Origin of the sequence: Amycolatopsis saalfeldensis (genome assembly GCF_900110575.1) — a bacterium.
Taxonomy (GTDB): domain Bacteria; phylum Actinomycetota; class Actinomycetes; order Mycobacteriales; family Pseudonocardiaceae; genus Amycolatopsis; species Amycolatopsis saalfeldensis.
This window is the reverse complement of sequence record NZ_FOEF01000013.1, coordinates 20,380-44,256: the sequence shown is the minus strand read 5'-3', so window position 1 is coordinate 44,256 and position 23,877 is coordinate 20,380. Positions and strand designations below refer to the sequence as shown.

Genomic DNA, 23,877 nt, shown 5'->3' with positions numbered 1-23,877 from the left:
CCCGGAATCGTGACGGTCACCAACCCACCCCGACGTCCTCGGGTACCGGGCCCCCGGCCCCAGCGCGTCCGATGCCGCTTCCGTCATCGGCGACGCGCCGGCTGTCGTGCGCCCCAGCGTCGTCCCGACCGGCGACGCGAGCTGCCGGATCGCGTTCGCCATCCGTGCCGCGTCGACCGGTCACGTCTGTGTCTCGGCGGAAGACCCGGCCATCGCGGACTTCGTAGACGACGTCGGCAGCGCGAGCCTCCTCCACGGTGTGCGTGACGTGCACGACCGTGCGGCCGGCCAGCTCCGTGCGCAAGGTGGTGCGGAGCGCGTGGGCGGTCGGCTCGTCGAGGTGCGCGGTGGGCTCGTCGAGCAGGACGAGGTCCGCCGCGGGAGCCGCCAGCAACGCTCGCGCGAGCGCGACCCGCTGAGCCTGCCCACCGGAAAGCCCGGCCCCGGCACTGTCGAGCATCGTCGACGGGTCGAGGTCGGCCAACTCCGCCAGCTCCAGCACACGACGCAATTCCGGCTCCGTCGCAGTGGGATCCGCGAGCCGCAAATTCTCCGCAACGGTCGTCGAAACGAGCATCGGCTCCTGCGGCGCCCACGCCACCCGCGCCGGCACCGCGATCTCTCCCTCGCGCGGCGCCAAAAACCCGAGCAGAGCCGCCACCAACGTCGACTTCCCCGCCCCACTCGCCCCGACCACCGCCACGTAACTCCCCGCCGCGACCTCCAAGTCGACCCCGCGAAGCACCGCATCCCCACCGGGCCACCCGAACGCCGCCCCCCGCACGGCAACCCCGCCCGCCGAGGCGCAAAGTCCACAGCCCATTGGGGCCGAGCCCTCACCTCGCACAGCAACCCCACCCGCCGAAGCCGCCTCGGCACAGGGCCCACCGTCCACAACCCGCGAATCCTCGCCCCGCGGCAACGCTGCACCCGCCAGACCAGCAGCCCCAACCCGGCCCGTCGACACCCCATCGGCCTGCCGCACGCCATCCACAACCCGCGAATCCTCGCCCCGCCACAACGCTGCACCCTGCAGACCCGCAGCCACAACCCCACCCGGCGGCACCCCATCGGCTCGCCGCACGCCATCCACAACCCGCGAACCCTCGCCCAGCAACGAGGCCGCACCCTGCAGACCAGCGGCCACGACCCCGCCCGTCGAAGCCGCAGAGCTGCGGCCCCCACCATCCATACCTCGCGCGCCCCCGCCCCGCGGCAACGCCACACCCGCCGGGCCAGCAACCACAACCCCACCCGTCGAAGCCACAGTGCTGCGGCCCCCACCATCCACAACCCCCGAATCCTCCCCCCGCAACAACGCCGCACCCGCCAGACCAGCAGCCACAACCCCACCCGTCGAAGCCGCACCGGTGCGCCGCCCGCCATCCACAGCCCCCGAACCCCCGCCCGGCAAACCAGCCGTCACCACCCCAACCGGCGGCACCCCATCCGCGTACCGCCCGCCATCCACAGCCCCCGTACCCCCGCCCCGCAGCGAAGCCGCGTCCGGCGAGTCGGTCATGACCTCCGCGAGGCGTGAACGGGCCTGGCGCAAGGTGTCCACATGGGCGGCGGCCGGGGGTAGGAGCGCGAGGACCTCCGCGAGCGCCAGCGGCACCAACGCCAGCAGCGGCGCCAACACGCCCGCGAGCTGCCCCGTCGCGACAGCATGGCCGGCCAGCATCGTGCTCACCATTGCCGCCACGCCCGTGGCTAGGACGATCACAGCGTCGCCCGCGCCCGCGCCGAAAGCCTGTCGCCGGGTGTCGGCGGCTAGGCGCTCGTCGAGGGCGGCCAAGTCCCGGCGACGCGCGGACGCTGTGCCATAAGCCAGCAGCTCAGCCGCCGACGAGAACAGGACCAGCACGCGCGCGGCCACGTCACGGCGGCCGGCCGCGAGCGCCGAAGTCGCCCGGCGCTCCACACGCAGCGCGACGGCCGGCGCCAGCAGCCCCAGCGCCACGGCCCCCGCCAGCACCAGCCCCGCCGACGGCAGCACCCACGTCTGCACCACGATCGCGCCGACCGACACCAGCCCGACGACGATCGGCGGCGACACCACCCGCGGCAGCAGGTCGCGGACCGTGTCGACGTCCGTCACCAGCCGCCGCTGTCCCTCGCCCGCGCCGAGGCCACGCGCCGGACCGAGCCGCACCAGCGACTCCCACAGCTGCACCCGCAGCCGTCCGGCGATCCGGAACGCCGCGTCGTGCGTCACCAGACGCTCCGCGTACCGCAGCCCGGCGCGGCCGAGCCCGAACGCGCGCACCCCGACCACGGCCACGGTCAACGTGAGGATCGGCGGCCGCAGCGACGCCGTCGCGATCAGCCAGCCGGACGTCGCCGTCAGCGCGACCCCCGCCAGCAGCGCGACCGCGCCGAGCACCGCGCCGCCGAACAACCGCCGGTCGAGCAGGAGACGCCAGGCGAGTGGTCGGCGCGAAGCCACCCGAGAAGCCGTAGATTCGTTGTGCGGCAAGAATTCCTCGACGACGTCCAGCGCCGCCGTCCGCTCGTGCGCCGCGATGACCGCCGCTGCCCCGCCGTCCACCGCCCGCTGGACGGCGTCCAGAACCCGCGCGGCGTTCGCCTCATCGAGGTGCGCGGTCGGCTCATCGAGCAGGAGCAGCCACGCTCCCGAACGGACCTTCAGCAACGCCCGCGCGACCGCCACCCGCTGCCGCTGTCCCAGGGAAAGCCGGTCGACGGGCCGGTCCGCGAGCCCGTCGAGCCCCAGCTCGCCGAGCACTTCTTCGATCCCCGGCCCCGCCAGCTCCTCCCGCACCGTGCCACCGCTGAACACCGGCGACTGCGGCACCCACGCGACGTCACGACGCCAGCGCTCCAGATCGACGTCCACCAGCTCGACAGCGCCCGGCTCGCCATCGCCGATCGCCACGGATCCGTCGTACGCGGGCACAAAACCCAGCAGTGTGGCCAACGTCGTCGACTTGCCGCCGCCGCTCGGCGCGCGCAGCCAAACCGTCTCGCCACGGCGAACCGAGAACGTCTCGCCGTCGGGGGCGAACCCACCCCGACGCGCAACACTTAGGTCCGACACAACGAGTGATCCACAGGGTGCGACCTGGGTCCCCTGCCTGTGGACAGGCTCGGCGAGCACGGCCGTGACCCGGCGCACCGCCTCCACCCCGTCCTCGCTGGAGTGGAACGCCGCGCCGACCGCCCGCAGCGGCTGGTAGCACTCAGGCACGAGGATCAGCACACCCAGCCCGATGGCCAGCGGCAGCGAGCCCGACACCAGCCGGACGCCGATCACCACCGCGACGAGCGCGACCGAGAGCGTCGCGGCCAGCTCCAGCACGAACGCCGACGAGAACGCGACCCGCAGCGTCTTCAGCGTGGCGCGACGGTGCCGTTCGGACAGTTTGCGCACGGTCTCGGCCTGCGCCTCGGCCCGGCGGAACGCGGCCAGCACCGGCAGCGCGCGCACGAGTTCGAGCAGCCGCCCGGACATCCGGTGGACCGCGTCGGTCGCTCCCGACACCCGATCGGCGGTGTACTTGCCCACCAGGATCGCGAACATCGGCAAAAGTGGGACCGTCCCAGCGACGATCAGCGCCGACGGCCAATCTGTCCACAGGATCGCCGCGCCCGCCGCGAGCGGGACCACCGCGGCGGTGACCAGGGCCGGCAGGTACTCGCGGAAGTACGCGTCGAGCGCGTCCAGGCCGCGGGTGACGAGCGTGGTGAGTTCGCCGTGGCCGCTGCGGGCGAGCCATTCGGGGCCGAGCCGCAACGCGTGGTCGACGACCCGGGCGCGCAAGTCCTGCTGCGCGGTGGCGGCCGCCCGAGCGGAGACCACCCGCACCGCCCAGCCGGTGAGCGCCCGGCCCGCGACGAGCGCGAACAGGGCGGCCAGCTGGACGGTGCGGCCCCCGATCCCTGTGGAGACAACGGACGCCAAGACGTCCGCCAGCAGGAACGCTTGTGCCACCAGGAAAGCGGCGTTGACCAGAGAGAGAACGGCGACCAGGATCAGTGCTCGGCGCGCGGCCGGCCCGAGAGCCGGGAGCGCGCCGAGCGGACCCTTGCCCGGCCGCACCGGGTCCATTGTGGACCGCGTGGCGGAAAGGGGTGCGCGGCCGGGAAGCCTGGTCATGGTGCGTGCACCGCCGGGATGTGCTCGACGCCGATGCGCTTGCGGAAGACCCAGTAGGTCCAGCCTTGGTAGATCAGCACGGCCGGCGCGCCGAAGGCGGCGACCCAGGTGATCACCGTCAGCGCGTACGGGCTCGCCGACGCGTTGGCGACGGTCAGCGAGTGCGCCGGGTCCAAGGTGGACGGCAGGACGTCCGGGTAGAGCGCGCCGAAGAACGTCACCGCGGCCGCCGCGATGACCACGCCGAGCGCGGCGAACGCCTGCCCGTCGCGGTCGGCGCGCAGCCGCAGCCACGCGACGATTGCGGCAAGGACACTGACCACAAGCGTCAGCAAGGTCCACAGCGAGCCCTCGCGCGTCTGAACGACCACCAGGAAGGCGACCATCGGGAGCAACGCGACCGGCAGCATCCTCGTCGCCAGCAGGCGGGCGCGTTCGCGCAGCTCACCGGACGTCTTGAGGGCGAGGAACGCGGCACCGTGCACCAGCGAGAACCCGGCGACGGCGAGCGCGCCCAGCAGCGTGTCCCAACGGACGGACTCGAACGGCGTCCCGACGCGGTTGCCGGCCGCGTCGAGCGGTAGGCCGAGCACAGTCGTCGAGAGCAGCAGCCCGACGCCGAGCGGCGGGACCCACGAGCCGATCATGATCACGCGGTCCCAGGTGCGCCGCCAGCGCTCGGAGTCGACCTTGCCGCGGTACTCGAACGCCACGCCGCGCCCGATGAGCGCGAGCAGCACGAGGAGCAGGGGCAGGTACGCCCCGGAGAACAGCGACGCGTACCACCCGGGGAACGCCGCGAAGGTGGCTCCCGCCGCGACGATCAGCCAGACCTCGTTGCCGTCCCACACCGGCCCGATGGTGTTGACCATGACCCGCCGCTCGGTGTTGTCCCGCCCGAGCACGGGCAGCAGCATCCCGACGCCGAAGTCGAACCCCTCGAGGAACAGGTACCCCAGCCAGAACGCGGCGATGACCGCGAACCAGACCGTCTCGAGTGTCATCGCTGTTCACCTCCCGTTAGCACGGACCCAGGACGGTGGCCCTGAGTTATCCACACCTGGCCGAGTTGTCCACAGACCGACTGTGGGTAACTCAGGAAGGTGACTGTCCGAACACGTTGGGTTGACCATTTGGCGGCTTGCGCGCAGCCCATCAGCCCGTCGCCACGATCGGTCGTCCACATCCGGTTCACCGCCTCAGTACGCGAACGAAAGAGTGTCGTCATCGGAGTCGGAGTCGGAGCCCTGATCGGGCGGCCGGGGCGGGGGCATCACCGCGTCGACGCCACCTCGGACGTACTTGCGCATCAGGTACAGCTCGACCACACCCAGCACCAGGTAGAGCAAGCTCAGCGAGATCAGCGACGTCCACACCTCGCCCACCGAAAGCTTCGACACCGCCTCCGCCGTGAACATCCACATGCCCTCGACGCCGCTGGGGTTGGGGGCGACCACAAACGGCTGGCGGCCCATCTCGGTGAAGATCCAGCCCGCGCTGTTGCCGATGAACGGCGTCGCGATGCCGCCGAGCACCATGAGCGGGAACCAGCGCCCGCCCGGGATCCGGCCGCGGCGGGTGAGCCACAGGGCCAGCAGGCCGATGCCCGCGGAGATCGCGCCGAAGCCGATCATGGCGCGGAAACCCCAGTACGTGACGGGCAGGTTGGGGACGTAGTCGATCGGCTTGCCGGCCAGCGGGCCCAGGTCCGGGTCGTTCGGGTAGTTCGACCCGTACTTCGCCTGGTACTCGCCCACCAGGTTTTCCACACCCTTGACCTCGGTGGAGAAATCGTTGTGGGCGAGGAAGGACAGCAGCGCCGGCACGGTGAACGTCTTGACGTCCTCGCAGTTCGCGCCCGCGACGTCGCCGATCGCCAGGATGGAGAAGCTCGCCGGCGCCTCGGTGTGGCACAACGCCTCGGCCGACGCCATCTTCATCGGCTGCTGCTCGAACATCAGCTTGCCCTGGGTGTCGCCGGTGATGGCCAGCACCGCGAACGCCACCACGCCGACCCAGCCGCCCAGCCGCAGCGACGAGCGCCAGACCTCACGGTGCTCGTCCGAAGACGCGCGACGACGCCACAGGTGCCAGCCCGCGACGCCCACCAGGAACGCCGCCGCCACGGAGAACGCGCCCGCCAGCGTGTGCGGGATCGCGGCCAGCGCCGTGTTGTTCGTCAGCACCGCGCCGATGGAGTTCATCGTCGGCTTGCCGTTGACGAACTCGACGCCGACGGGGTGCTGCATCCACGAGTTGGCGGCCAGGATGAAGTAGGCCGAGGCCATCGTCGCGAGCGAGAACGCCCACGCGCACGCCAGGTGGACCTTCTTCGGCAGCCGGTCCCACCCGAATATCCACAGGCCGAGGAAGGTCGACTCCACGAAGAACGCGACCAGTCCCTCCATCGCCAGCGGCGCGCCGAACACGTCGCCGACGAAACGGGAGTAGGCGCTCCAGCTCATCCCGAACTGGAACTCCTGGACGATGCCGGTCACCACGCCCATGGCGAAGTTGACCAGCAGCAGCTTCCCCCAGAACTTCGTCATCTTCAGGTGCCGGGCTTCACCGGTACGCACCCACGCGGTCTGCATCGCCGCGACGAGCACCGAGAGGCCGATGGTCAGCGGGACCATCAGGAAGTGGTAGACGGTGGTGATGCCGAACTGCCACCGCGCGAGCTCAAGGACATCCACGTACCCGAGCTAACTCCGGCGCCCCGGCGGCGGCCAGTTCACCACGTCCCGAACAATGCGGGACCTACGTCCCGAACCAGGCCACCGCAGACGTGACGTGCGCCTCGCGCCCGCCGGATTCCCGCAGTGCCAGCGGTTCCCGGGCGGAAGAGCCGGCGACGGCGGGCCATCGGCGGAAGTGTCCACTTAGTACCCGAACGGGTCACCGGGTCTCTTCGACCAGCCAGGACAGGTAGGCCGGGCTGCCGCCGACGATGGGCGTCACGATGACCTCAGGGAGGTCATACGTGTGTCGCACGTTCAGGAATTCCTCCAACGCGCCCGCGCGGTCGCCGGCCGTCTTGCACTCGACCCGCCACTCCGTGTCAGTGCGCACTTCGCCCTCCCATCGGAAGACGCTCGTGAGCGGGCCCACTATCTGGGCGCAAGCGGCGAGGCGGGCTTCGACGGCGCTCGCGGCGAGCGTCCGGGCGGCGGCTTCGGAGTCGACGGTGGTCATGACGACCACGTGGTCCACAGACATGCCCCGCACCGTACCGCAGTCGCAAACCGGAATTCGGCATGCCGAAAAAAATAATCAGGACGCCCGGCAAACACTATTCATCAACCCGCACCGGGCAATTCGCGAAACCCATAAGATTGCGTCTTTCCTGAACGCTCCTTTATCGTTGCAGTGAAAGGGGTGCGCACCAACCATGTCTCCCGCTCTTGTAGCTTTGCTCAGCGCGTTCGGCCTGGTCCTGGCGGTGGAACTGCCGGACAAGACCCTGGTCGCGACGCTGGTGCTCACCACCCGTTTCCGGGCCTGGCCGGTGTTCGCCGGAGTCTGCGCAGCGTTCGCTCTGCAATGCGTGATCGCCGTCGCGTTCGGCAGCGTTCTGACACTTCTCCCGGACCTCGTGGTTTCGTTGCTGGTGGCCGGGATGTTCGGTATCGGGGCCGTCATGCTCCTGCGTGAGGGATTCAGCGAAGCCGACGAAGCGGGCAGCGACGCTTCGCGCACAGGACCGCAGCTGTCCTTCCTCCGCTCCGCGCTGACGTCGTTCGGCGTGCTCTTCGCCGCCGAGTGGGGCGACGCGTCGCAGCTGGCCACCGCGGGCCTCGCCGCGCGGCTGGGCAACCCGGTGGCCGTCGGCGTGGGCGCGTTCGTCGCGCTGGTCTCCGTGGCCGGGCTCGCCGTGTTCATCGGCGCGAAGATCCGCGACCGCATCCGGCCCAAGCTGATCCAGCGCGTCGCCGGGTTCGTGTTCGCCGGGTTCGCCCTGTTCGCCGTCGCACAGCTGGCTTTCTGACGGACCGGGCCGACCCGCGGCCACAGCCACTTCACAGGGCGTCCAGGTAGCCTGCCGGGAACCACCAAGCGAGCACGAGGTTAACGGCCTCTGGCTCCGCCATGAGGACCCGGAGCCAGCCCGATGCCGAAACCCACGACCGCCCGCGCCCCCGTGTCCCCCGTGCCCGGCCGGCTCGCGGTCGCCGGCATCGCCGTCGCCGTGGCGATCGCGACCGACCTGCACCTGAGGCTGTCCGCGCAGGTCAGCCCGGTGTGGCAGACGCTGTCGGAGTACGTCTACGGCCACCTCGGCGGGCGCTCGGCCGCGCCGTTGTTCAGCGCGATGTGCCTCGCCCTCGCGCTGGGTTCGCTGGCACTGCTGGTCGGCCTCGTGAAAGCCCGCCGGTCCCCGGCCGTCGTCACGCTGCTCGGCGTGTGGTGCGCGGGCCTGACGATCTGCGCGACGGTCCCCGTCGATCCCGACGGCCAGGCACGCACGTTCGACGGCCAGCTGCACAACGTCGCCGCGATCGTCGCGTTCCTCGCGCTACCCGCGGCCGCGTGGCTGCTCACGCGGCCCGCGCGCGAAACCTGCCCGTGGGAGCCGCGGCGCACGACGATCCGGCGCCTCGCCGTCGCGAGCTTCGCCAGCGTGCTGATCGTGCTCGGCGGCTTCGTGTTCACGCTGATCACGGGCCCGGCTAAGCAGGAGGTGACGCTCGGGCTGTTCGAGCGGCTGCTGTTCACCGTGGACCTCGCGCTGCTGGTCACGATGGTGCGGCCGCTGCTGGTGGCGTCGCGGCGCCGGTCCGCCGGCTAAGCGCCCGTCCGGAGCACCTCGGCCAGTGACGCGGCCGCCGCGAGCACCAACGGGCCCACTTCGGCGGCAGCCAGCGGCTCCAACGACACCACGCCGACGCTCGCCCGCAGCCCCGGCACGCCGCGCACCGGCGCCGCGACACCGGACGCCCCGGCTTCCAGCTCACTCGTCGAACTCACCCAGCCGTCGCCACCCGGCCGCAGTCCCATCGCCCGGCCCGCCGCGCCCGCGTTGAGCGCGTGCCTGCTGCCCACGCGGTACGCGACGTGGTAGCTGGTCCACGACGGCTCCACCACGGCCACGGCCTGCGCCAGATCGCCCTGCGCCACGGTCAGGTGCGCGGTGGCGCCCACCTTTTCCGCCAGCTCGCGCAGCACCGGCCGGGCCGCCTCGCGCAGCTGCGGCAGCACCTGCCCGGCGAGCCGCAGCAGGCCGACGCCGAGCCGCACCTTCGTGCCGTCACGCCAGATCAGGCCGCGCTCGGACAGCGGCACCAGCAGCCGGTAGACGGCCGCGCGGCTGGCGCCGATCGAGACGGCCAGCTCGGAGATGGTCGCCGCCTCCTCACCCGCGTCGGCCACCGCCTGCAGCAGCGCCAGCCCGCGGTCGAGGGTCAGCGACCCCTCCGTCGTCACAACAGCTCTAGCTCGCCCAGGTCTGCGACCGGCTCGTCGAACGAAGCCGCCGCGTAGGACGCGAAGAGCTCTCGCACGGCCTTCGCGCCCGGCTCGGAAAGCCCGCGGGCCTCGTCGGCCAGCGCCTGCCCGTCCGTCGACTCCAGCGCCTCGCGGACATCGCCGCCCGAGAGGCAGCGCGCGGACGCGACGATCAGGTTCAGGAAGCCGTGATGCGTGAAGCCGCTGTCCGGGTCGGTGTGCCGGACGGCGCGGTGCAGGCTGTTCGTGGCCTTGAACGACGCGCCGGGCGCGCCGCTGACCACGGACAGGAAGTCCGCGACCTCGTCGACGCTCGGGAAGTTCTCGCCCGCCTGGCCGCCGCAGCGGATCTTCGGCCAGCTGCCGTGCTCGATCACCTTGCGCACGCCGTCGAGCCAGCCGACCCCGCGCCGCGGCTCGACGACGCGGATCACGTCCTCGGGCACGAACTCGGAGACGCGCTCCAGCCACACCTCGTCGACGTCCGAGGGCGCCGGCATCTCCACCATCCGCAGGGACAGCAGCTCGTCGCGGGATTCGACGATCGAGATGGCCTTCGGGACGCCGCCGAGGCCGGTGTCGATGATCAGTGACAGCGGCAGCGGCTCCTTCGGCTTGATCTTGATCAGCTCGGTGATCAACTCCGGCAGCCGCGAGGCCTGACAGAGGAAAACCCCCAGTACACCAGCGTGTTCACCGGTCCGCGACGCGAAGTGCGCACGGAGGGCTTCGGGCATGGCGGCGTCGGCGGGCGGGAAGAGCGCCGAGTCGTCGACTAGCCGCGCGAACAGGGGAGGAATTCCACGGGGGCCGGGGGGCGTGAGTTCCACAGCGCTTGACACGACTGACACGCTAGTAGCGTACGACAACAGGACAAAATCGTTCGCTCTGCGGACGCCTTTCGCCGTTCAGGCCCGACGGTTCATTAGGTCGAACCCAGCGAGCCATCCACAGGCTCGGCGCAGCTGACCGGCTCGATCTGGCCAGCCCGTTCAGCCGAAGCGGACGGTGCCGAACACGGCGTGGCCGGGCAGGACGACCGCCGCGCTCTTGCCGGGTCGAGGCAACCCGGCTGTCCACAGCTGTCCCGTGGCGGCGACGTTCGCGGCCACCGACACGGGAACCCAGGCTCCTCGGAAGGTGATCGGCCGGCCGTCGGGCAGCGTGGTGCGTCCGCGGAGACGCGCCACGCCACGGCCGTTGACCCGGACCGGCCCGTCGAGGACCACCCCAAGTTCGGTCCAGGTGTCGTGCGGCACCGGCCTGAACATCAGGAAGGTGAAGAAGACGAACCGCAGCAAGATCAGCCCCAGGCCGACCAGCGCGATCGCGGCCGGGATGACGGCCAAGGGCCTGCCATGGGCGAAGTCCGGGCCGGACCAGACCGCCCACCCGAAGACGACGACGCTCGCCACGGCGAACCACACCAGTGTGCGAGCGGCGTCCCACCGGTGCGCGGCCAGCACCGGGTCGAGCCGTGGCGAAGTCGGCTCGACCGGCGCCGCCCGGCGAACTGGAGCCGCATCCCGTTGGGGAGCTTGGTCCGGAGCCAGCGGCCGTCGGACAGGCGCACCCCGATCCTGCTTCCGGCGGTGAACGCGGCATCCGGCGCGCATTCGATTAGGTCGAACCTTGCCTTGAAACGGCTTCATCCACAGGGAGACCGCGAGGTTGTGCACACTGAGCCCCAGGTAGGTGCCGAAGATGGCGACCACGAAGATCGATGTGACGAGGCCGTGGCCCGCGAAGAACAGGGCGACCCCGCCAAGCGTGAGCAGCGCCGCGAAAACCGCCTCCCCGGCCGCGCGCCGACGAAACTTCGCCATGAACTCGCCGAACGGCGGCAGCGCTCCGGCACCGCCGGGTCGGGCTCCCAGACGTGGACACGGTCCGATTCCGGCCTGGCGGTCACGGCTCCCCCTTGGCGTTGGCGCAGTTCATCCTGCATTCGGCCGTCGTCGGGGTGGCGTTGCCGCGCACCCCTTCCCAACACGGCGGAATTCAGGTTAGGCTCACCTAAGTAGGAGGTGAGCCGTGACCGAGGCCCCGACATCCGTCCGCCGCCCGCCCGCGCCCAACCCCGCGGAACGGGCCAAGACGATCGCGACACGGAACGGGCCGGCGACGATCATGCCGACCCAGCAGCGCGCCGACTGCGAGGCCGAACGCGTCGTCCCCGTGCTGCACCACGTGCACCACAGCGGCAGCGTCAGCATTCTTCTGCCGGACGAGCACCCGATGGTGCGCGCGTCCCGGCAGGCTCAGCGCGGCGAGCTCGCCGTCATGGTCGAGCTCGCCGACCACGCCCCGGTGGAACTGCGGGAACCGATCCGCGGGCTGCTGTGGATAACCGGGTGGCTCCGGCCTCTGACGGCGGTCTCGGCGCGCGCCCGTGCCGTCTCGATCGCCGAGCAGCGGCCGGACCACCGGCTGCTCGACGTCGGCCACGGCATGACGTTGCTGCGGCTCACGCCGGCCTCCCTGGTACTCGCCGACGCCGAGGGCACGCACTCGCTGCGGCCGCACATGTTCAGCGCCGCCCCGCCGGACCCGTTCCACGACTACGAGGCCGACTGGCTGCGGCACCTGGAAAGCGACCATTCCGACGTCGTCGAGCAGCTCGCCCAGCACCTGCCCGCCGGCCTGCGCGGCGGGCGCATCCGGCCGCTCGGACTGGACCGTTTCGGCCTGCGCTTGCGCGTCGAGGCCGACACCGGAGACCACGACGTCCGGCTGGCGTTCTCCAAGTCCGTCGACAGCCCGCCCCAGCTGGCGGCCGAGCTCCGCCGCCTGGTCGGCTGCCCGTTCCTGCGGCAGCAGCAACGCGGCGACTGACAACCGGCGCCTCACTGACCATCCACAGGTGGGCAACTCGGAGTTGTCCACCTGTGGATGGTTGGCCGTCGCCGGATCAGTCGTCCGCCAGCTCAGGCGGGAAGCCGCCGGTGGCGATGGGGCCCCAGCGGTCGATCGTCACGCGGATGAGGCTCTTGCCCTGTTTCCGCATGGCTTCGCGGTACTCGTCCCAGTTCGGGTGCTCGCCCGAGATGCTGCGGAAGTAGTCGACGAGCGGCTCGACGGCGTCGGGCAGGTCGATCACCTCGGCGGTGCCGTCGAGCTGGACCCAGGGGCCGTTCCACTCGTCGGAGAGCACGCAGAGCGAGACCTGGGGCGCACGGCGGATGTTGACCACCTTGGCCCGCTTCGGGTAGGTCGCGACCACGAGCCGGCCCTGGTCGTCGACGCCGCAGGTCAGCGGCGAGAGCTGGGGGCTCCCGTCGGCGCGCCGGGTGGTCAGGATCGCGTGGTGGCGGGTCTTCAGGAACTCGACCAGCGCGTCGCGGTCGACTTTCGTGTTGGTGGCGATAGTCCTCGGCATACCCCGACGGTAGCGTGCGCGCATGAGCGAGTTCGCGAGTGAATCACGCGCCGCTGCGCCTTTTGCTCAGGTCGCACCGACCGTCGGCGAAGTGGGCGCATGAGCACCACGGAACGATCGGGCCTGCGATCCTGGCTACTGCCCGTGGCGCCGGCGTTCCCGGAGCCGATCACGGACGCGAAGGAGCGCCGCGCGGTCAAGTTCGAGCTGGTGCTCGTCTTCGGCATCACGCTCGGCCTCTCCGGCGCGCGCAGCCTGCTGTCCCTTGTGGACTCCCTGCTCCGGCCGGTGCCGCTCGCCCAGCAACAGGCGCAGCTCAACGTCCCACAGGCCGCCGCGCGCCTGCTGGACCTGCTCCAGCAGCTGCTGAACGCGCTGCAGCTGATCGGCTGGGGCGGGCTCGGGTTGTACCTTCTGTGGCGCGCCGGGCTGAAAGTCCGCGACCTCGGCCTCGACCGGCGCTCGCCCGGCTTCGACGCGCTCGTGATGCTCGGCATCGCCGCCGTGATCGGGATTCCCGGGCTGGGCCTGTATTTCCTCTCCTACCACCTGGGGTTCAGCCTCGCGGTCCAACCGTCCACTTTGGGCGACACCTGGTGGCGCCCGATCGCGCTGACGCTTTCGGCGTTCGGCAATGCCTTCGCCGAGGAGGTGCTGGTGATCGGCTACCTGCTGACGCGGCTGCGCCAGCTCGGCGTCCGCGAGAACGCGTCCCTGCTCGGCGCCGCCGTGCTGCGTGGTTCGTACCACCTGTACCAGGGCTTCGGCGGGTTCGTCGGGAACCTCGTCATGGGCCTGGTGTTCGGCCGCGTGTGGCAGAAGACGAACCGGCTGTGGCCCCTCGTCGCCGCGCACACGCTTTTCGACGTGGTGTCGTTCGTCGGGTATTCGCTGTTGAAAGGCCACATTTCCTGGCTCCCCTGACCCGCGCTCATTAGGCTCGGGCGGTGATCGACGAAACGGCACCACCCAGGGTGGACAGCGAAGTCGGGCCTCTGCGTGCGGTTCTGCTGCACCGGCCGGGAAACGAGCTCAAAAGGCTGACGCCCCGCAACAACGACCAGCTTCTCTTCGACTCCATCCCGTGGGTGGATCGCGCGCAACAGGAGCACGACGCGTTCGCGGAGGTGCTGCGCGGCCGCGGCGTCGAAGTGCTGCTTCTCGCCGACTCGCTGCGAACGGCGCTGGAGGACCAGCGTGCGCACACGGCCGGTGTGCACGCGGCTGTGGATGAGCGCCGGCTGGGCGGGGACCTTGCGGATTCCGTTAGGTCGCACCTAACGAGTGTCGACGCGGGCACCCTCGCCGAGGTGCTGATGGCCGGCATGACGTTCGAGGAACTGCCGTTCGCCGAGGGCTCGTCGCTGGTGCGGATGATGCACGACCCGCGCGACTTCGCCGTCGACCCGTTGCCGAACCTGCTGTTCACGCGCGACTCCTCGGCGTGGATCGGCGACCGCGTGGCGATCTCGTCGCTGACCATGCCGGCGCGGCGCCGCGAAACGGCTGTGCTCGACCTCGTCTACGCCTATCACCCGCGCTTCCGGCACGCGGCCCGCGCGTACGGCGCGCACTCGGCACCCATCGAGGGCGGCGACGTCATGCTGCTGGCCCCCGGCGTGCTCGCCATCGGCGTCGGCGAGCGGACGACGGCCGCGGGCGCGGAGTCGCTTGCCCGGTCGGTGTTCGCGGACGGCATCGCGCACACCGTGCTGGCGGTGCCGATCGAGCAGTCGCGCGCGACGATGCACCTGGACACGGTGTGCACGATGGTCGCCGCCGACGCCGTCGTGATGTACCCGCTGGCGCGCGACTCGCTCAAGGCGTTCACTCTCCGCCCGACCGGCGACGGTGGCGTGAAGGTGACCGGCCCCGCGCCGTTCCTCAGCGCGGCCGCGGAGGCGATGGGCATCGATCGCCTGCGCGTCATCGACACTGGGCTCGACCCAGTGACCGCCGAGCGCGAGCAGTGGGACGACGGCAACAACACCCTCGCGCTGGCACCCGGCGTGGTCGTCGGATACGAGCGCAACGCCGAGACGAACGAACGCCTCATGGCGGCGGGAATCGAGGTGCTGCCGATCGCCGGGTCCGAGCTGGGCTCCGGCCGCGGCGGGCCGCGCTGCATGTCCTGCCCGGTACTGCGCGACACTATATAAAGGCGAAGTTAGCCTTCCCTTAATGTTGAGAACTTATTAAGGGAAGGCTAACCAAAATAAGTCCGTCTTTCTTTAGGAATGGTAACCCTAATAGGGTGGAGATCACCAGGGAAAAGTGGAAATAATTAGTGATCTGTCGTACCGTCGTGGGCATGGCCGTCACGAAGAAAGAACCGCGCTCGAAGTTCTACGAACTGCTCCAGGCGCAAATCCACAACGAGTTCAACGCCTCCCAGCAGTACATCGCGCTCGCGGTCTGGTTCGACAACGAGGACCTGCCGCAGCTCGCGAAGCACTTCTACAAGCAGTCGGTCGAAGAGCGGAACCACGCGATGGCGCTCACCCAGTTCATGCTGGACCGGGACCACCACGTGGAGATCCCCGGCACCGGCGAGGTCCGCAACGATTTCGCCTCGCCGATCGAGCTGATCGAGCTCGCACTGGCGCAGGAGAAAGAGGTCGCGGCCGACATTTCCGCGCTGACGAAGGCCGCGCGAGCCGAAGAGGACTACATCAGCGAGCAGTTCACGCAGTGGTTCCTCAAGGAGCAGGTCGAGGAGATCTCGCAGATGTCCACGCTGCTCACGGTCGCGCGGCGCGCGGGTGACAACGTGTACGAGATCGAGAAGTTCCTGCACCGCGAGTCCGTCGGCGACGCCGGCGCGGACGCGGGCATGCCCCCGGTCGCAGGCGGCGCGCTGTAACCAGGCCGCTGGTAAAGCCCGGGTTGTCCACATGGGGACAACCCGGGCTTTCTTGTTGTCCCCATGTGGACAGAAAAGAACCCGGGCTCTCCCCCTGTGGACAGCCCGGGTTCATGTTCGGCGCCGGGCTCAGCCGGCGCAGTCCTGGCTCTTGCTGCGGAGGTCGACGCTCGCCACCGCGCCATCATCACTCAACGTGAAGAGGTACGAACCGTCTCCGCCTACCGGTGCTACCAACCCGCCGGACTGCACGGATGTTCCCGGGTAGCTGGCGAGGACGTCGTCCTTGGACGAGCCGGAGCCGACCCCCTCGGGGGTGTGCGCGGCTCCGTCGGGCTTGACCAAGACCACGCCGCTCGACGGCGAGACCAGCGCGGTGGCCGCGGGGACTCCCGCGCCCCGGACGTCGTAGTACGTGCAGTTGGCGCTCTGCTTCGCGTTGGTGAGCGTGATGCCCTGGTCGGCGAGCTGGGTCTCGGTCATCCCGAGCTTGAGGCCGCCGAGCCCGTCGGCGGTCAGCAGGGAACCGCTGGTGATTTTCGCGGGCGTGTCGGCGGTGGTCGGCGCCCCGGGCCGCGGCGGCTTCCTCGCCCCGGTCGACGCGTGGATCTCGTCCGACGGCGGCGCGGCCGGCGGCGGAACGTCGATGGCCGGTGTGCTCGATGGGGCCTCTGGCGCCGACGTCAACACCGGCGTCTCGCTGACCGTCAGCTGCGAAGCCGCTGTCTGGGCCGTGTTGCCCTGGGCGTGGAGGCGGAACGCGGTCATCCCGCCCGCCACGATCCCCAGCGCGCAGACCGCGCCGGTCGACGCCATCATCACGCGTTGCCGCCTCCGTCGCCGCTGGGCGCCCGCGACGATGGCCGGGCCGACGCCGGCCGTGGGCTCGATGCCCAGCCGCTCGTCGGCGAACAGGGCGCGAAGCTGCTGCTCCAGCTCGTCCTCGGACTCGTTCAACCCGCTTCACTCCCTTCCCCGTGCTTGAGTTTCACCCGCAGCGACGCGATGGCCTTGCTGGCCTGGCTCTTCACCGTGCCCTGGCTGACGCCCAGTGCCTCGGCGATTTCCGCCTCGGAGAGTCCCTCGTAGTAACGCAGCACCATCACCGCGCGTTGCCTCGGCGGCAGATTTCGCAGCGCCTGCCAGAGCGGCTCGTGCTCGAACGGGTCCGCGGCCGGGTGCGGCGCGATGTCCGGCAGGTCGGCCACGAGGTTCTCCCGCCGCGTCCGCCGCCAGCGGCTGACGTGCGCGTTCGCCATCGAACGCCGGACGTACGCGAGCGGGTCGCCGGTCTTCTGCTGGACGTACGACCAGCGCGCGCCGATCTTCTCCAGCACCGTCTGCACCAGGTCCGCCGCGTCGTGCGGGTTGCCGGTGAGCGCGTGGCCGTAGCGGAGCAGCCCGGGGAGGGTGGCCTGCACGAACTCACCGAAGTCGGCGAACTCCGCAGGCACGGCCACAGGCCTCCCTCGACTGCCGGCCGCCCACGTCGCCTCCGCCCCCGAGATGGCAGGTGCCGCTGCCGTCACCGTATCGCCACCTCCGGGTAAAGCCGCGCCGCGCGTCGAGTCCTCGTCTTCTCCAACACGCATGACTCCCCCAACAGGTTGTCCGGCCGTCGTCACCGCTTCACCGGCGACGGCCGGATCAGCGCACAGCGAGCGACTCGGGCAGCTTCAGCGTTCCGTCCCCGTCGGGTGGGTAATCGTGTACCGAGACCACGGCGTTTCTCGGGATGGGTCCGTAGACGTGCGGAAACAAGATCCCCTCGGGATGCGGCGGGACCCCGTCCTCCCACCGGACGGGCGCACCGACCTTCGCCGGGTCGACCTCCAGCAGCAGGAGGTCGGTGCGGCCCCGGTAGATGGCGTTGGCCGGCAGGCCGACCGTGCCGAGGTCGGAGCAGTGGATGAAGCCCACTTCGTCGAGCGAGGGAGCGGTGTACACGCCGCCCTCCGGAACGGCGGCCCACTCGTCGCGGGTGCAGATGTGCAGGATCACGCCACCGATCGTGCCACCGCCGAGTCGCCCGACGGAACGCGATTCCCAGCCGGCTCGTTGGTGCACCAGTTATTGGGTTGGACCTAGTTATCGGCTCGACCCAGTCAGTGGGCTGGAGCTGGATTTAGGTCGGACCCAGTCAGTGGGTCGGACCTAGCCCCGTAGATCGGGCCTTGCCAGTGGTTCGGACCCAACCGGTAGGCCGAACCCAGCCAGTGGATCCGGCCCCAGCCGCTAGGCCGGACCCAGCCAACGCATCCGATCCCAACCGGTAGGCCGAACCCAGCCAACGCATCCGATCCCAGCCGGTGGGTCGGACCTAGCCAATGGGGCCAGTCCCAGCCGGTAGGCCGGACCCAGCCAATGGGTCTGGCCCAGCCATTGCCCCAACGACCGAGTCAGCCCCCTGGGCCTGCCACCTGCCCCGACCGTCGGCCACAACCGACCGTCCGCCACAACCGGCCGGTGTGCCGGCCCTTTGCCCGCCGCCCGACCGAGCAACCAGCCTCCCAGGCGGCCGAAGCGCCGAAGCGCCGCACCGCCGGTCGGCGAGCGGCGGTGCTGTGGTGCTGTGGCGCTGTGGCGCGGTAGTCGGCGGCGAGTCGGTTCGGTGATTCAGCAGTACGGTGACCGGATCAGCGAATGGTGAGCTGCCGGCCGATCAGCCCGTCGCGGGCGCGGCGCTCGGTGGCGTTCAGCGGCTCGGCTTCGAGCGACTTGAGGGACTCGTCCAGCCGGGCGCCGAGCTGGTCCTTGGGCTCGTCCCACTCACGGGCGTGCGCCTCCGGGTCGAGGTCCCAGACCGGGACGAGCAGACCGTGGGCGCGGAACGAACCGGCGTACCGGGTGCCCTCGCCGAGGCCCAGCGTGCCCGCGGCCGAGAGGCGCGCAAGCGCTTGCAGCAGCAGGTTCTCCGGTTCGGGACGGACCCAGCGCAGGTGCGCCTTCTCGCCGGCGAGCACCCAGTAGGCGCCGGCGCCGAGGCGGTCGGTGGGCATGATGGCGGCGTTCGCGCGCTCCAGCGAGACCGCGACGTCACCCGTGGCGTCCGCGTCCTCCGGCAGCCACCACGCGAAGTCGCTGTGGATGGTCACCTCGAGCTCGGCGCTGGGGGTGAGGATGTCCTGGAGGCGGTTGTGCTCGTCCGGGTCGGCGGGTGTTGTCGTGTCCGGGACGGACAGCACGTCGCCCGGCTCGGCGGAGAGCAGCCAGCGCAGCGAACGGCCGAGGTCCCGGCTGATGTCCGACGAGCGGGTCTGCACCTGGAGGCCGAGGAAGCGCTCACCGTCGGAACGGACGAACGCGGCGGCCGCCATCGGGAGCACCGTGCCGAGCGTGACGTCGCTGCCGTCCACCAGCGTCAGCTTCGCCGTGGCCGACGGGACGAACTCGCGCAGCGCGATCAGCTCCGGCTCCGCGGCCAGTCCTTCGAAGGGCTGCCCGACGAAGACGTCGCGCACCTTCGGAACGCGGTCCTGCTTGGGACCCTTCTTACGCGCGCCCTTGCCCACTTCAGCCTCCTCAAAGCTCGGTGCCAGACGCTATCGAAGCGGCGGCCCGGCGGGGCGCCCGGGTTAGAGTCGGCTGGTGTTCGACCCTCGTGATCCCGCGTTCCTCGCCGACCCGTACCCCGCGTTCGCCGCGTTGCGCGCCGAAGGCGAGGTGCACCGTCACGATGGGCTCGACCTAGCGATCACGGTGTCGCATGCCGCGTCCGCCGCCGTGCTTCGGCACCGCGGGCTCGGCCGGATCTGGACGGACGCGCAACCACTGGAGCGCTTCGCGTCCTTCAACCTCCTGCACCGCAACTCCCTGCTGGAGAACGAGCCGCCCGCCCACACGCGGCTGCGGCGCGTGATCGCCGGCGAGTTCGGCCGTGGCCACGTGCAGCGTCTGCAGCCGATGGTGGCGCGCGTCGCGGAGGCGATGGTGACGGAGCTGGCGGGCAAATCGCCGCGGACGGCCAGGCCGACCTGCTCGAACACCTCGCCCAGCCCCTGCCGGTCGCGGTGATCGCGGAGTTGCTCGGCATCCCCGCCGACGACGGGCCACGGCTGGTCACCTGGAGCAACGCCATCGTCAAGATGTACGAGTACGGCCAGCCCGAGCCCGGCCGCGACGCCGCGGAGCAGGCCGCCGCCGACTTCGTCGAGTACCTGCGCGACGTGGTCCGCGGCACGCCGCGCGGCATCGTCGCCGACCTGCGGGCCAGCGAGCTGAGCCCGGACGAGGTCGTGGCCACCGCCGTCCTGCTGCTCATGGCGGGCCACGAGGCGACGGTCAACGTGATCGGCAACGGCGTCACCGCCCTCCTCACCCACCGCGCGCAATGGGAGCGGCTCGTGGCCGACCCGACGCTGCTGGACACCTGCGTCGAGGAGCTGATCCGCTTCGACGCGCCACTGCAGCTCTTCGAACGCACCGCCACGGAGGACGTCGAGATCGCCGGCTTCCCCGTGCCGCGCGGCCGGAAGATCGGCGCGCTGCTCGGCGCAGCCGCGCGCGACCCGAAGGTGTTCGACGAGCCGGACCTCCTGGACATCGGCCGCACGCCCAACGCCCACCTCGGCTTCGGCATGGGCATCCACTACTGCATCGGCGCACCACTGGCCCGGGTGGAGATCGCAGCCGCGCTGACGGCCTTGACCTCACGACTCCCGGGCCTGCGCCTGGCGTCCGCCCCGGAGCGCCGCCCGGAATTCGTCATCCGCGGCCTGCGAACCCTGCCGGTGACCCTCTGAGACGGTGGCCGGTCCCCGGTTCTTGGGCACGCTCGTCCTGACGCTGGCTGTGCGGGTCAGCGGATTCCGGCGAACAGGTCGTCCTCGATGCCCGATGTGGTGGGGACATTCGTGACCGCCAGGTGGTAGTCCTCGAAGGGCCAGGCGGCGCGTTCGACATCCCGGGAGTGGGCGAAGAACGGGTGCGCCGGGTCGGATTGGCTGGCGTGCGCGCGCAGGGCTCGGTCACGGGCGTCGAAGTACTGCTCGCAGCGGATCTTCGTGGTGACGGCCGGTCCGCCGGTCGGTGGCAGTTCCGCGAGGACCGGGCCCATCAGTGACTCTCGGCCTGCCGCGAGCGTCGCGTCGTGCATGGCCTGGAACCACGCCCGGCTGAGGGTGGCCTGGTAGTACAGCTTGCGCGGCTCGCCGTTGTCCACAGCCTCGAAGGCCGCGCGGGTGACCTCGTGGGTCCGGATGTGATCAGGATGTGGATAACCTCCCGTTTCGTCATAAGTGATCACCACCTGTGGACGGAATTCGCGCATCAGCTCCGCCAGCGGCCGCATCGCGTCCTCAATGGACAGTCGGGCGAAACAGCCGTCCGGGAGCGGCTCGCGGAGGCCGGAGTCGACGTGGCCGAGGAACCGTTGGCGCACACCGAGAATCTCCGCCGCAGCAGCCATCTCGCGGCGGCGGACGGCGGGCAGATCCGCCCACACCTCGGGCCGGTCCAACGCTGGGTTGAGCACATCTCCTCGTTCACCGCCGGTGCAGGTGGCGACCAGGACGTCGACGCCCTCGGCGGCGTAACGGGCCAGGGTGGCCGCGCCCTTGCTGGACTCGTCATCCGGATGGGCGTGGACGGACAACAGGCGGAGGGTCATTTCCGCGCTCCCTTCGGAAAGAAGACGGCGGGCACGAGGCTCAGCACGGACAGCCCGAGCGTCCAGGTGAACGTGGTGCCGAACGAACCGGCGCCGTCCGGCTCGGAGTGCAGGACCGCGACGAGCAGCGCAGTCCCCAACGACCCGCCGACGCGGTTGACGACGTTGATCGCACTCGCCGCACGCGGGATGCGGCTGCGATCGAGGGAGCTGTAGAGCATCGTCATGCCGGGCGTGGTCGTCGCGCCGAGGCCCAGCCCACGGACCAGCAGTGACATCGTGAGCAACAGTGGGTTCGGCCCATTTCCGAGTTGCGTGAACGCGATTGTCCCCAGCAGCGACAGTCCGATGCCGGCCAGCATCATCGTGCGTGGGCCGAACCTAACGAGCAGTTTGCCGCCCGCGAGCAGCACCACCGCTGAACCGAGCGCTTGCGGCGCGAGCAGCAGACCGGCGGTGAGGGCGCTCGTGTGCTCGACCTGCTCGTAGTAGAGCGGAAGCAGCAGCATCGAGCTGTACAGCGACGCACCGAGCAGGAACGTGCTCGCACTCGCGACGGCGAATTCCTTGCGGGAAAACAACTTCAGGTCAAGCAGTGGCGCGCGGACGGTCCGCGCGTGCAGACCGTACGCGACGAGGAGGACGACGCCGACGATCGCGAAAACGCCGCTGCCATCGCCCAGGCCGTAACCGAGCGCGGCGAGGCCGGGAGGGAGGAGGAGCAGGCCGCGGACGTCGAGCGGATCGCGCCTCACTTCTCGTTGGGTCGCGCCCAACTTCGCGGACGCTGTCGGGACAGTGGATCTCGCCGCCACGGCCACTGCGGTCGATTCGGCCGATCTCGCCTGAACAGCTGGTCTCGCGCTCATGGCCTCGCCCTCCGACCCAGCTGGTGTCAGCTGAGCAGCCTGTCCCACGTCCATAGCCTGCCCGTCCGACCCAGCCGGTCGCAGCTCAACAACCGGCCCCACGTCCATAGCCCGCCCCTCCGAACCGGCCGGTCGCAGCTGAACAGCCGGTCCCACGCTCATGGCCCGCCCCGCCGGCCCAGCCGGTCGCAGCTCAACAGCCGGTCCCGTCCGGACCGCCGATTCCGCGGACACCGTCGGGCCAGTCTGCGCATCCGCGGCCGATCTCGTCGGCGCGGCCGGATCGCGAGGGTCGGCACGGGCTGGCTCGCGGGTTTCGAGCGGGTCGGCCGCGGGCAGGAGACGGAGCGCGAGGACAAGCGTGGCGACGCCGAGCGGCACGATGCCGAAGAACAGCCAGCGCCAGCCGAGGCCCTGCACCAGCACGCCGCCGAGCAGTGGGCCGAGGACGGGCGCCACGGTGGCCGGCAAGGTGATCATGCCGATCATTCGGCCCAGTTTCGGTCCGGCGGCCTGCGCGAACAACGCCTGGCCGACGGGCTGCATCAGCCCGCCGCCCAGGCCGTGCAGGACGCGGAACAGGATCAGCGCCGGCGCCGACCACGCGAAACCGCACAGCAACGTGCCCGCGGTGAACAACGCGACCGCGCCGACCCAGACGTTCTTGCCGCCGAAGCGGTCCGTGAGCCAGCCGGACAGCGGGATCGTCAGCGACGCGGCCAACAGGTACGCGCTCGAAACCCACTGCACCGTGGTGATCGAGCTGCCCAGGTCGTGAGCGATCGAGCCGATCCCGACGGAGACGATCGTCGCGTCGAGGATCGACAGCACCGCGCCCATGATCAGCACACCGCCCAGGCGCCACAGGTGAGCGTCGGCGTGGCGAGCGGTCATCTGAACCCCCCGTTTCATTAGGTCGGACCTGAGATTAGGTCGAACCCACTAACTAGGTCAAGCACAAAATTAGGTTGGACCTAGTATGATGAAGGCATGAGCATCGGACTCAGAGAGCAGAAGAAGCAGGAGACCAGGCAGAACATCTCGCACGTGGCCACGCGGCTGTTCATCGATCGCGGGTTCGACGTGGTGACGATCGCCGAGGTCGCCGAGGCGGCACGCGTCGCCAAGATGACCGTGACCAATCACTTCGCGCGGAAGGAGGACCTGGTTTTCGACATCCGCGCGGAGTTCGTGGTGTGGCCGGCCGAGTTGGTGCGGCAGCGGCCGTCCGGGACGGCGTTCGAGGCGATCCGCGATGGGTTTTTCGCGGCGCTGGACGAGCGAAGCGCGCTGTTGGGTTTCTCGGACGTCGCGTTCGTGCGGATGATCCGGGACAGCGAGCGGCTGGTGTCGGCGCTCACGGAGATGCACCTCGACCGCGAGCGGGAACTCTCCGCCGCCCTGCTGGACCGTGAACCCCGTGGCGGCATCCTGCCGCGCGCGGCAGCGGCGCACCTGACGTCGGTGCTGCGGCTGCTTTTCGACGACGTCTGGGACCTGACGTTCGCGGGTGCCGCGGACCTCGTGCCGAAGGTGCGGAGGTCGGCGAGGAAGGCTTTCGACCAGCTGGAGCCGGCGCTGGAGGAGGTCTGA

Annotated in this window: 21 protein-coding genes and 1 pseudogene; 8 read left to right on the top strand and 14 right to left on the bottom strand. The window is 70.5% G+C overall.

Annotated features, from left to right (window positions below; genetic code table 11):
* Window positions 1-16: 16 nt before the first annotated feature.
* The 4 genes from cydD to cutA all read right to left on the bottom strand — a co-directional run bounded on the left by cydD (window position 17) and on the right by cutA (window position 7,339).
* The gene (gene cydD / locus BMY97_RS48625; RefSeq protein ID WP_342744053.1) at window positions 17-4,120 is read right to left on the bottom strand and encodes a thiol reductant ABC exporter subunit CydD; all 4,104 of its coding nucleotides are present in this window, start codon (window positions 4,118-4,120) and stop codon (window positions 17-19) included.
* Window positions 4,117-5,124, bottom strand: a complete 1,008-nt coding sequence (gene cydB / locus BMY97_RS26690; RefSeq protein WP_091621356.1) for a cytochrome d ubiquinol oxidase subunit II — start codon at window positions 5,122-5,124, stop codon at window positions 4,117-4,119. The genes cydD and cydB overlap by 4 nt, the downstream gene beginning before the upstream one ends.
* Window positions 5,125-5,319: 195 nt before the next feature.
* Window positions 5,320-6,816: a cytochrome ubiquinol oxidase subunit I gene (locus BMY97_RS26685; protein ID WP_091621354.1), complete on the bottom strand. Its 1,497-nt coding sequence runs from the start codon at window positions 6,814-6,816 to the stop codon at window positions 5,320-5,322.
* A 202-nt stretch (window positions 6,817-7,018) separates the two neighbouring features.
* Entirely contained in the window at window positions 7,019-7,339 is a 321-nt protein-coding gene (gene cutA / locus BMY97_RS26680) for a divalent-cation tolerance protein CutA (RefSeq protein ID WP_091621352.1), read from the bottom strand.
* Window positions 7,340-7,511: 172 nt separating this feature from the next.
* On the opposite strand from cutA, the gene BMY97_RS26675 reads away from it, so the two are divergent.
* Entirely contained in the window at window positions 7,512-8,108 is a 597-nt protein-coding gene (locus tag BMY97_RS26675) for a TMEM165/GDT1 family protein (protein WP_091621349.1), read from the top strand.
* Between the two features lie 123 nt (window positions 8,109-8,231).
* Window positions 8,232-8,909, top strand: a complete 678-nt coding sequence (locus BMY97_RS26670) for a DUF998 domain-containing protein (protein ID WP_091621347.1) — start codon at window positions 8,232-8,234, stop codon at window positions 8,907-8,909.
* Here BMY97_RS26670 and BMY97_RS26665 read toward each other — a convergent pair.
* The 3 genes from BMY97_RS26665 to BMY97_RS46200 form a co-directional block, all read right to left on the bottom strand.
* Window positions 8,906-9,544: an IclR family transcriptional regulator gene (locus tag BMY97_RS26665; protein WP_091621344.1), complete on the bottom strand. Its 639-nt coding sequence runs from the start codon at window positions 9,542-9,544 to the stop codon at window positions 8,906-8,908. The genes BMY97_RS26670 and BMY97_RS26665 overlap by 4 nt on opposite strands.
* Complete coding sequence (locus tag BMY97_RS26660) at window positions 9,541-10,395, bottom strand: hypothetical protein (protein WP_281246932.1); 855 nt, start codon at window positions 10,393-10,395, stop codon at window positions 9,541-9,543. The genes BMY97_RS26665 and BMY97_RS26660 overlap by 4 nt, the downstream gene beginning before the upstream one ends.
* A 162-nt stretch (window positions 10,396-10,557) precedes the next feature.
* Entirely contained in the window at window positions 10,558-11,391 is an 834-nt protein-coding gene (locus BMY97_RS46200) for a hypothetical protein (RefSeq protein WP_143086304.1), read from the bottom strand.
* Between the two features lie 208 nt (window positions 11,392-11,599).
* On the opposite strand from BMY97_RS46200, the gene BMY97_RS26650 reads away from it, so the two are divergent.
* On the top strand, window positions 11,600-12,400 hold the full coding sequence (locus BMY97_RS26650) for a DUF2470 domain-containing protein (RefSeq protein ID WP_091621335.1): 801 nt from the start codon (window positions 11,600-11,602) through the stop codon (window positions 12,398-12,400).
* A gap of 76 nt (window positions 12,401-12,476) precedes the next feature.
* Here BMY97_RS26650 and BMY97_RS26645 read toward each other — a convergent pair whose 3' ends face one another.
* On the bottom strand, window positions 12,477-12,944 hold the full coding sequence (locus BMY97_RS26645) for a PPOX class F420-dependent oxidoreductase (RefSeq protein ID WP_091621333.1): 468 nt from the start codon (window positions 12,942-12,944) through the stop codon (window positions 12,477-12,479).
* Between the two features lie 99 nt (window positions 12,945-13,043).
* Between BMY97_RS26645 and BMY97_RS26640 the strand changes: the two genes are divergently transcribed.
* From BMY97_RS26640 to BMY97_RS26630, 3 genes are all read left to right on the top strand, one after another.
* The gene (locus BMY97_RS26640) at window positions 13,044-13,868 is read left to right on the top strand and encodes a CPBP family intramembrane glutamic endopeptidase (protein WP_091621330.1); all 825 of its coding nucleotides are present in this window, start codon (window positions 13,044-13,046) and stop codon (window positions 13,866-13,868) included.
* A 50-nt stretch (window positions 13,869-13,918) separates the two neighbouring features.
* Window positions 13,919-15,103, top strand: coding sequence for an arginine deiminase (locus BMY97_RS26635; RefSeq protein WP_177231582.1), 1,185 nt, complete (start codon window positions 13,919-13,921; stop codon window positions 15,101-15,103).
* Between the two features lie 152 nt (window positions 15,104-15,255).
* Window positions 15,256-15,807 (top strand): ferritin, encoded by a 552-nt coding sequence (locus tag BMY97_RS26630; RefSeq protein ID WP_091621325.1) that lies wholly within the window; start codon window positions 15,256-15,258, stop codon window positions 15,805-15,807.
* A gap of 129 nt (window positions 15,808-15,936) precedes the next feature.
* Here BMY97_RS26630 and BMY97_RS26625 read toward each other — a convergent pair whose 3' ends face one another.
* The 4 genes from BMY97_RS26625 to BMY97_RS26610 form a co-directional block, all read right to left on the bottom strand.
* Window positions 15,937-16,764, bottom strand: a complete 828-nt coding sequence (locus tag BMY97_RS26625; protein WP_091621322.1) for a hypothetical protein — start codon at window positions 16,762-16,764, stop codon at window positions 15,937-15,939.
* Window positions 16,761-17,261: a SigE family RNA polymerase sigma factor gene (locus tag BMY97_RS26620; protein ID WP_091621904.1), complete on the bottom strand. Its 501-nt coding sequence runs from the start codon at window positions 17,259-17,261 to the stop codon at window positions 16,761-16,763. The genes BMY97_RS26625 and BMY97_RS26620 overlap by 4 nt, the downstream gene beginning before the upstream one ends.
* 193 nt (window positions 17,262-17,454) lie before the next feature.
* Complete coding sequence (locus BMY97_RS26615) at window positions 17,455-17,808, bottom strand: DUF952 domain-containing protein (protein WP_091621319.1); 354 nt, start codon at window positions 17,806-17,808, stop codon at window positions 17,455-17,457.
* Between the two features lie 635 nt (window positions 17,809-18,443).
* A complete protein-coding gene (locus BMY97_RS26610; protein WP_091621316.1) occupies window positions 18,444-19,319 on the bottom strand; it encodes a DUF5926 family protein in 876 nt (291 codons plus the stop codon).
* A 76-nt stretch (window positions 19,320-19,395) separates the two neighbouring features.
* Here BMY97_RS26610 and BMY97_RS26605 point away from each other — a divergent pair.
* Window positions 19,396-20,549: pseudogene (locus tag BMY97_RS26605) on the top strand (cytochrome P450).
* A gap of 56 nt (window positions 20,550-20,605) precedes the next feature.
* Here the strand turns inward: BMY97_RS26605 and mca are convergent.
* On the bottom strand, window positions 20,606-21,415 hold the full coding sequence (gene mca / locus BMY97_RS26600) for a mycothiol conjugate amidase Mca (protein WP_091621313.1): 810 nt from the start codon (window positions 21,413-21,415) through the stop codon (window positions 20,606-20,608).
* Entirely contained in the window at window positions 21,412-23,178 is a 1,767-nt protein-coding gene (locus BMY97_RS48620; protein ID WP_245787508.1) for an MFS transporter, read from the bottom strand. The genes mca and BMY97_RS48620 overlap by 4 nt, the downstream gene beginning before the upstream one ends.
* A 96-nt stretch (window positions 23,179-23,274) precedes the next feature.
* Between BMY97_RS48620 and BMY97_RS26585 the strand changes: the two genes are divergently transcribed.
* Window positions 23,275-23,877, top strand: coding sequence for a TetR/AcrR family transcriptional regulator (locus tag BMY97_RS26585; RefSeq protein ID WP_177231566.1), 603 nt, complete (start codon window positions 23,275-23,277; stop codon window positions 23,875-23,877).

What these genes read in the sequence shown, in the direction of transcription:
- cydB (WP_091621356.1), bottom strand. Translation starts at nt 5,124, where the DNA reads ATGACACTCGAGACGGTCTGGTTCGCGGTCATCGCCGCGTTCTGGCTG.
- BMY97_RS26670 (WP_091621347.1), top strand. Translation starts at nt 8,232, where the DNA reads ATGCCGAAACCCACGACCGCCCGCGCCCCCGTGTCCCCCGTGCCCGGC.
- cydD (WP_342744053.1), bottom strand. Translation starts at nt 4,120, where the DNA reads ATGACCAGGCTTCCCGGCCGCGCACCCCTTTCCGCCACGCGGTCCACA.
- BMY97_RS46200 (WP_143086304.1), bottom strand. Translation starts at nt 11,391, where the DNA reads ATGGCGAAGTTTCGTCGGCGCGCGGCCGGGGAGGCGGTTTTCGCGGCG.
- BMY97_RS26585 (WP_177231566.1), top strand. Translation starts at nt 23,275, where the DNA reads ATGAGCATCGGACTCAGAGAGCAGAAGAAGCAGGAGACCAGGCAGAAC.
- BMY97_RS26630 (WP_091621325.1), top strand. Translation starts at nt 15,256, where the DNA reads ATGGCCGTCACGAAGAAAGAACCGCGCTCGAAGTTCTACGAACTGCTC.
- BMY97_RS26675 (WP_091621349.1), top strand. Translation starts at nt 7,512, where the DNA reads ATGTCTCCCGCTCTTGTAGCTTTGCTCAGCGCGTTCGGCCTGGTCCTG.
- BMY97_RS26640 (WP_091621330.1), top strand. Translation starts at nt 13,044, where the DNA reads ATGAGCACCACGGAACGATCGGGCCTGCGATCCTGGCTACTGCCCGTG.
- BMY97_RS26645 (WP_091621333.1), bottom strand. Translation starts at nt 12,944, where the DNA reads ATGCCGAGGACTATCGCCACCAACACGAAAGTCGACCGCGACGCGCTG.
- cutA (WP_091621352.1), bottom strand. Translation starts at nt 7,339, where the DNA reads ATGTCTGTGGACCACGTGGTCGTCATGACCACCGTCGACTCCGAAGCC.
- BMY97_RS48620 (WP_245787508.1), bottom strand. Translation starts at nt 23,178, where the DNA reads ATGACCGCTCGCCACGCCGACGCTCACCTGTGGCGCCTGGGCGGTGTG.
- mca (WP_091621313.1), bottom strand. Translation starts at nt 21,415, where the DNA reads ATGACCCTCCGCCTGTTGTCCGTCCACGCCCATCCGGATGACGAGTCC.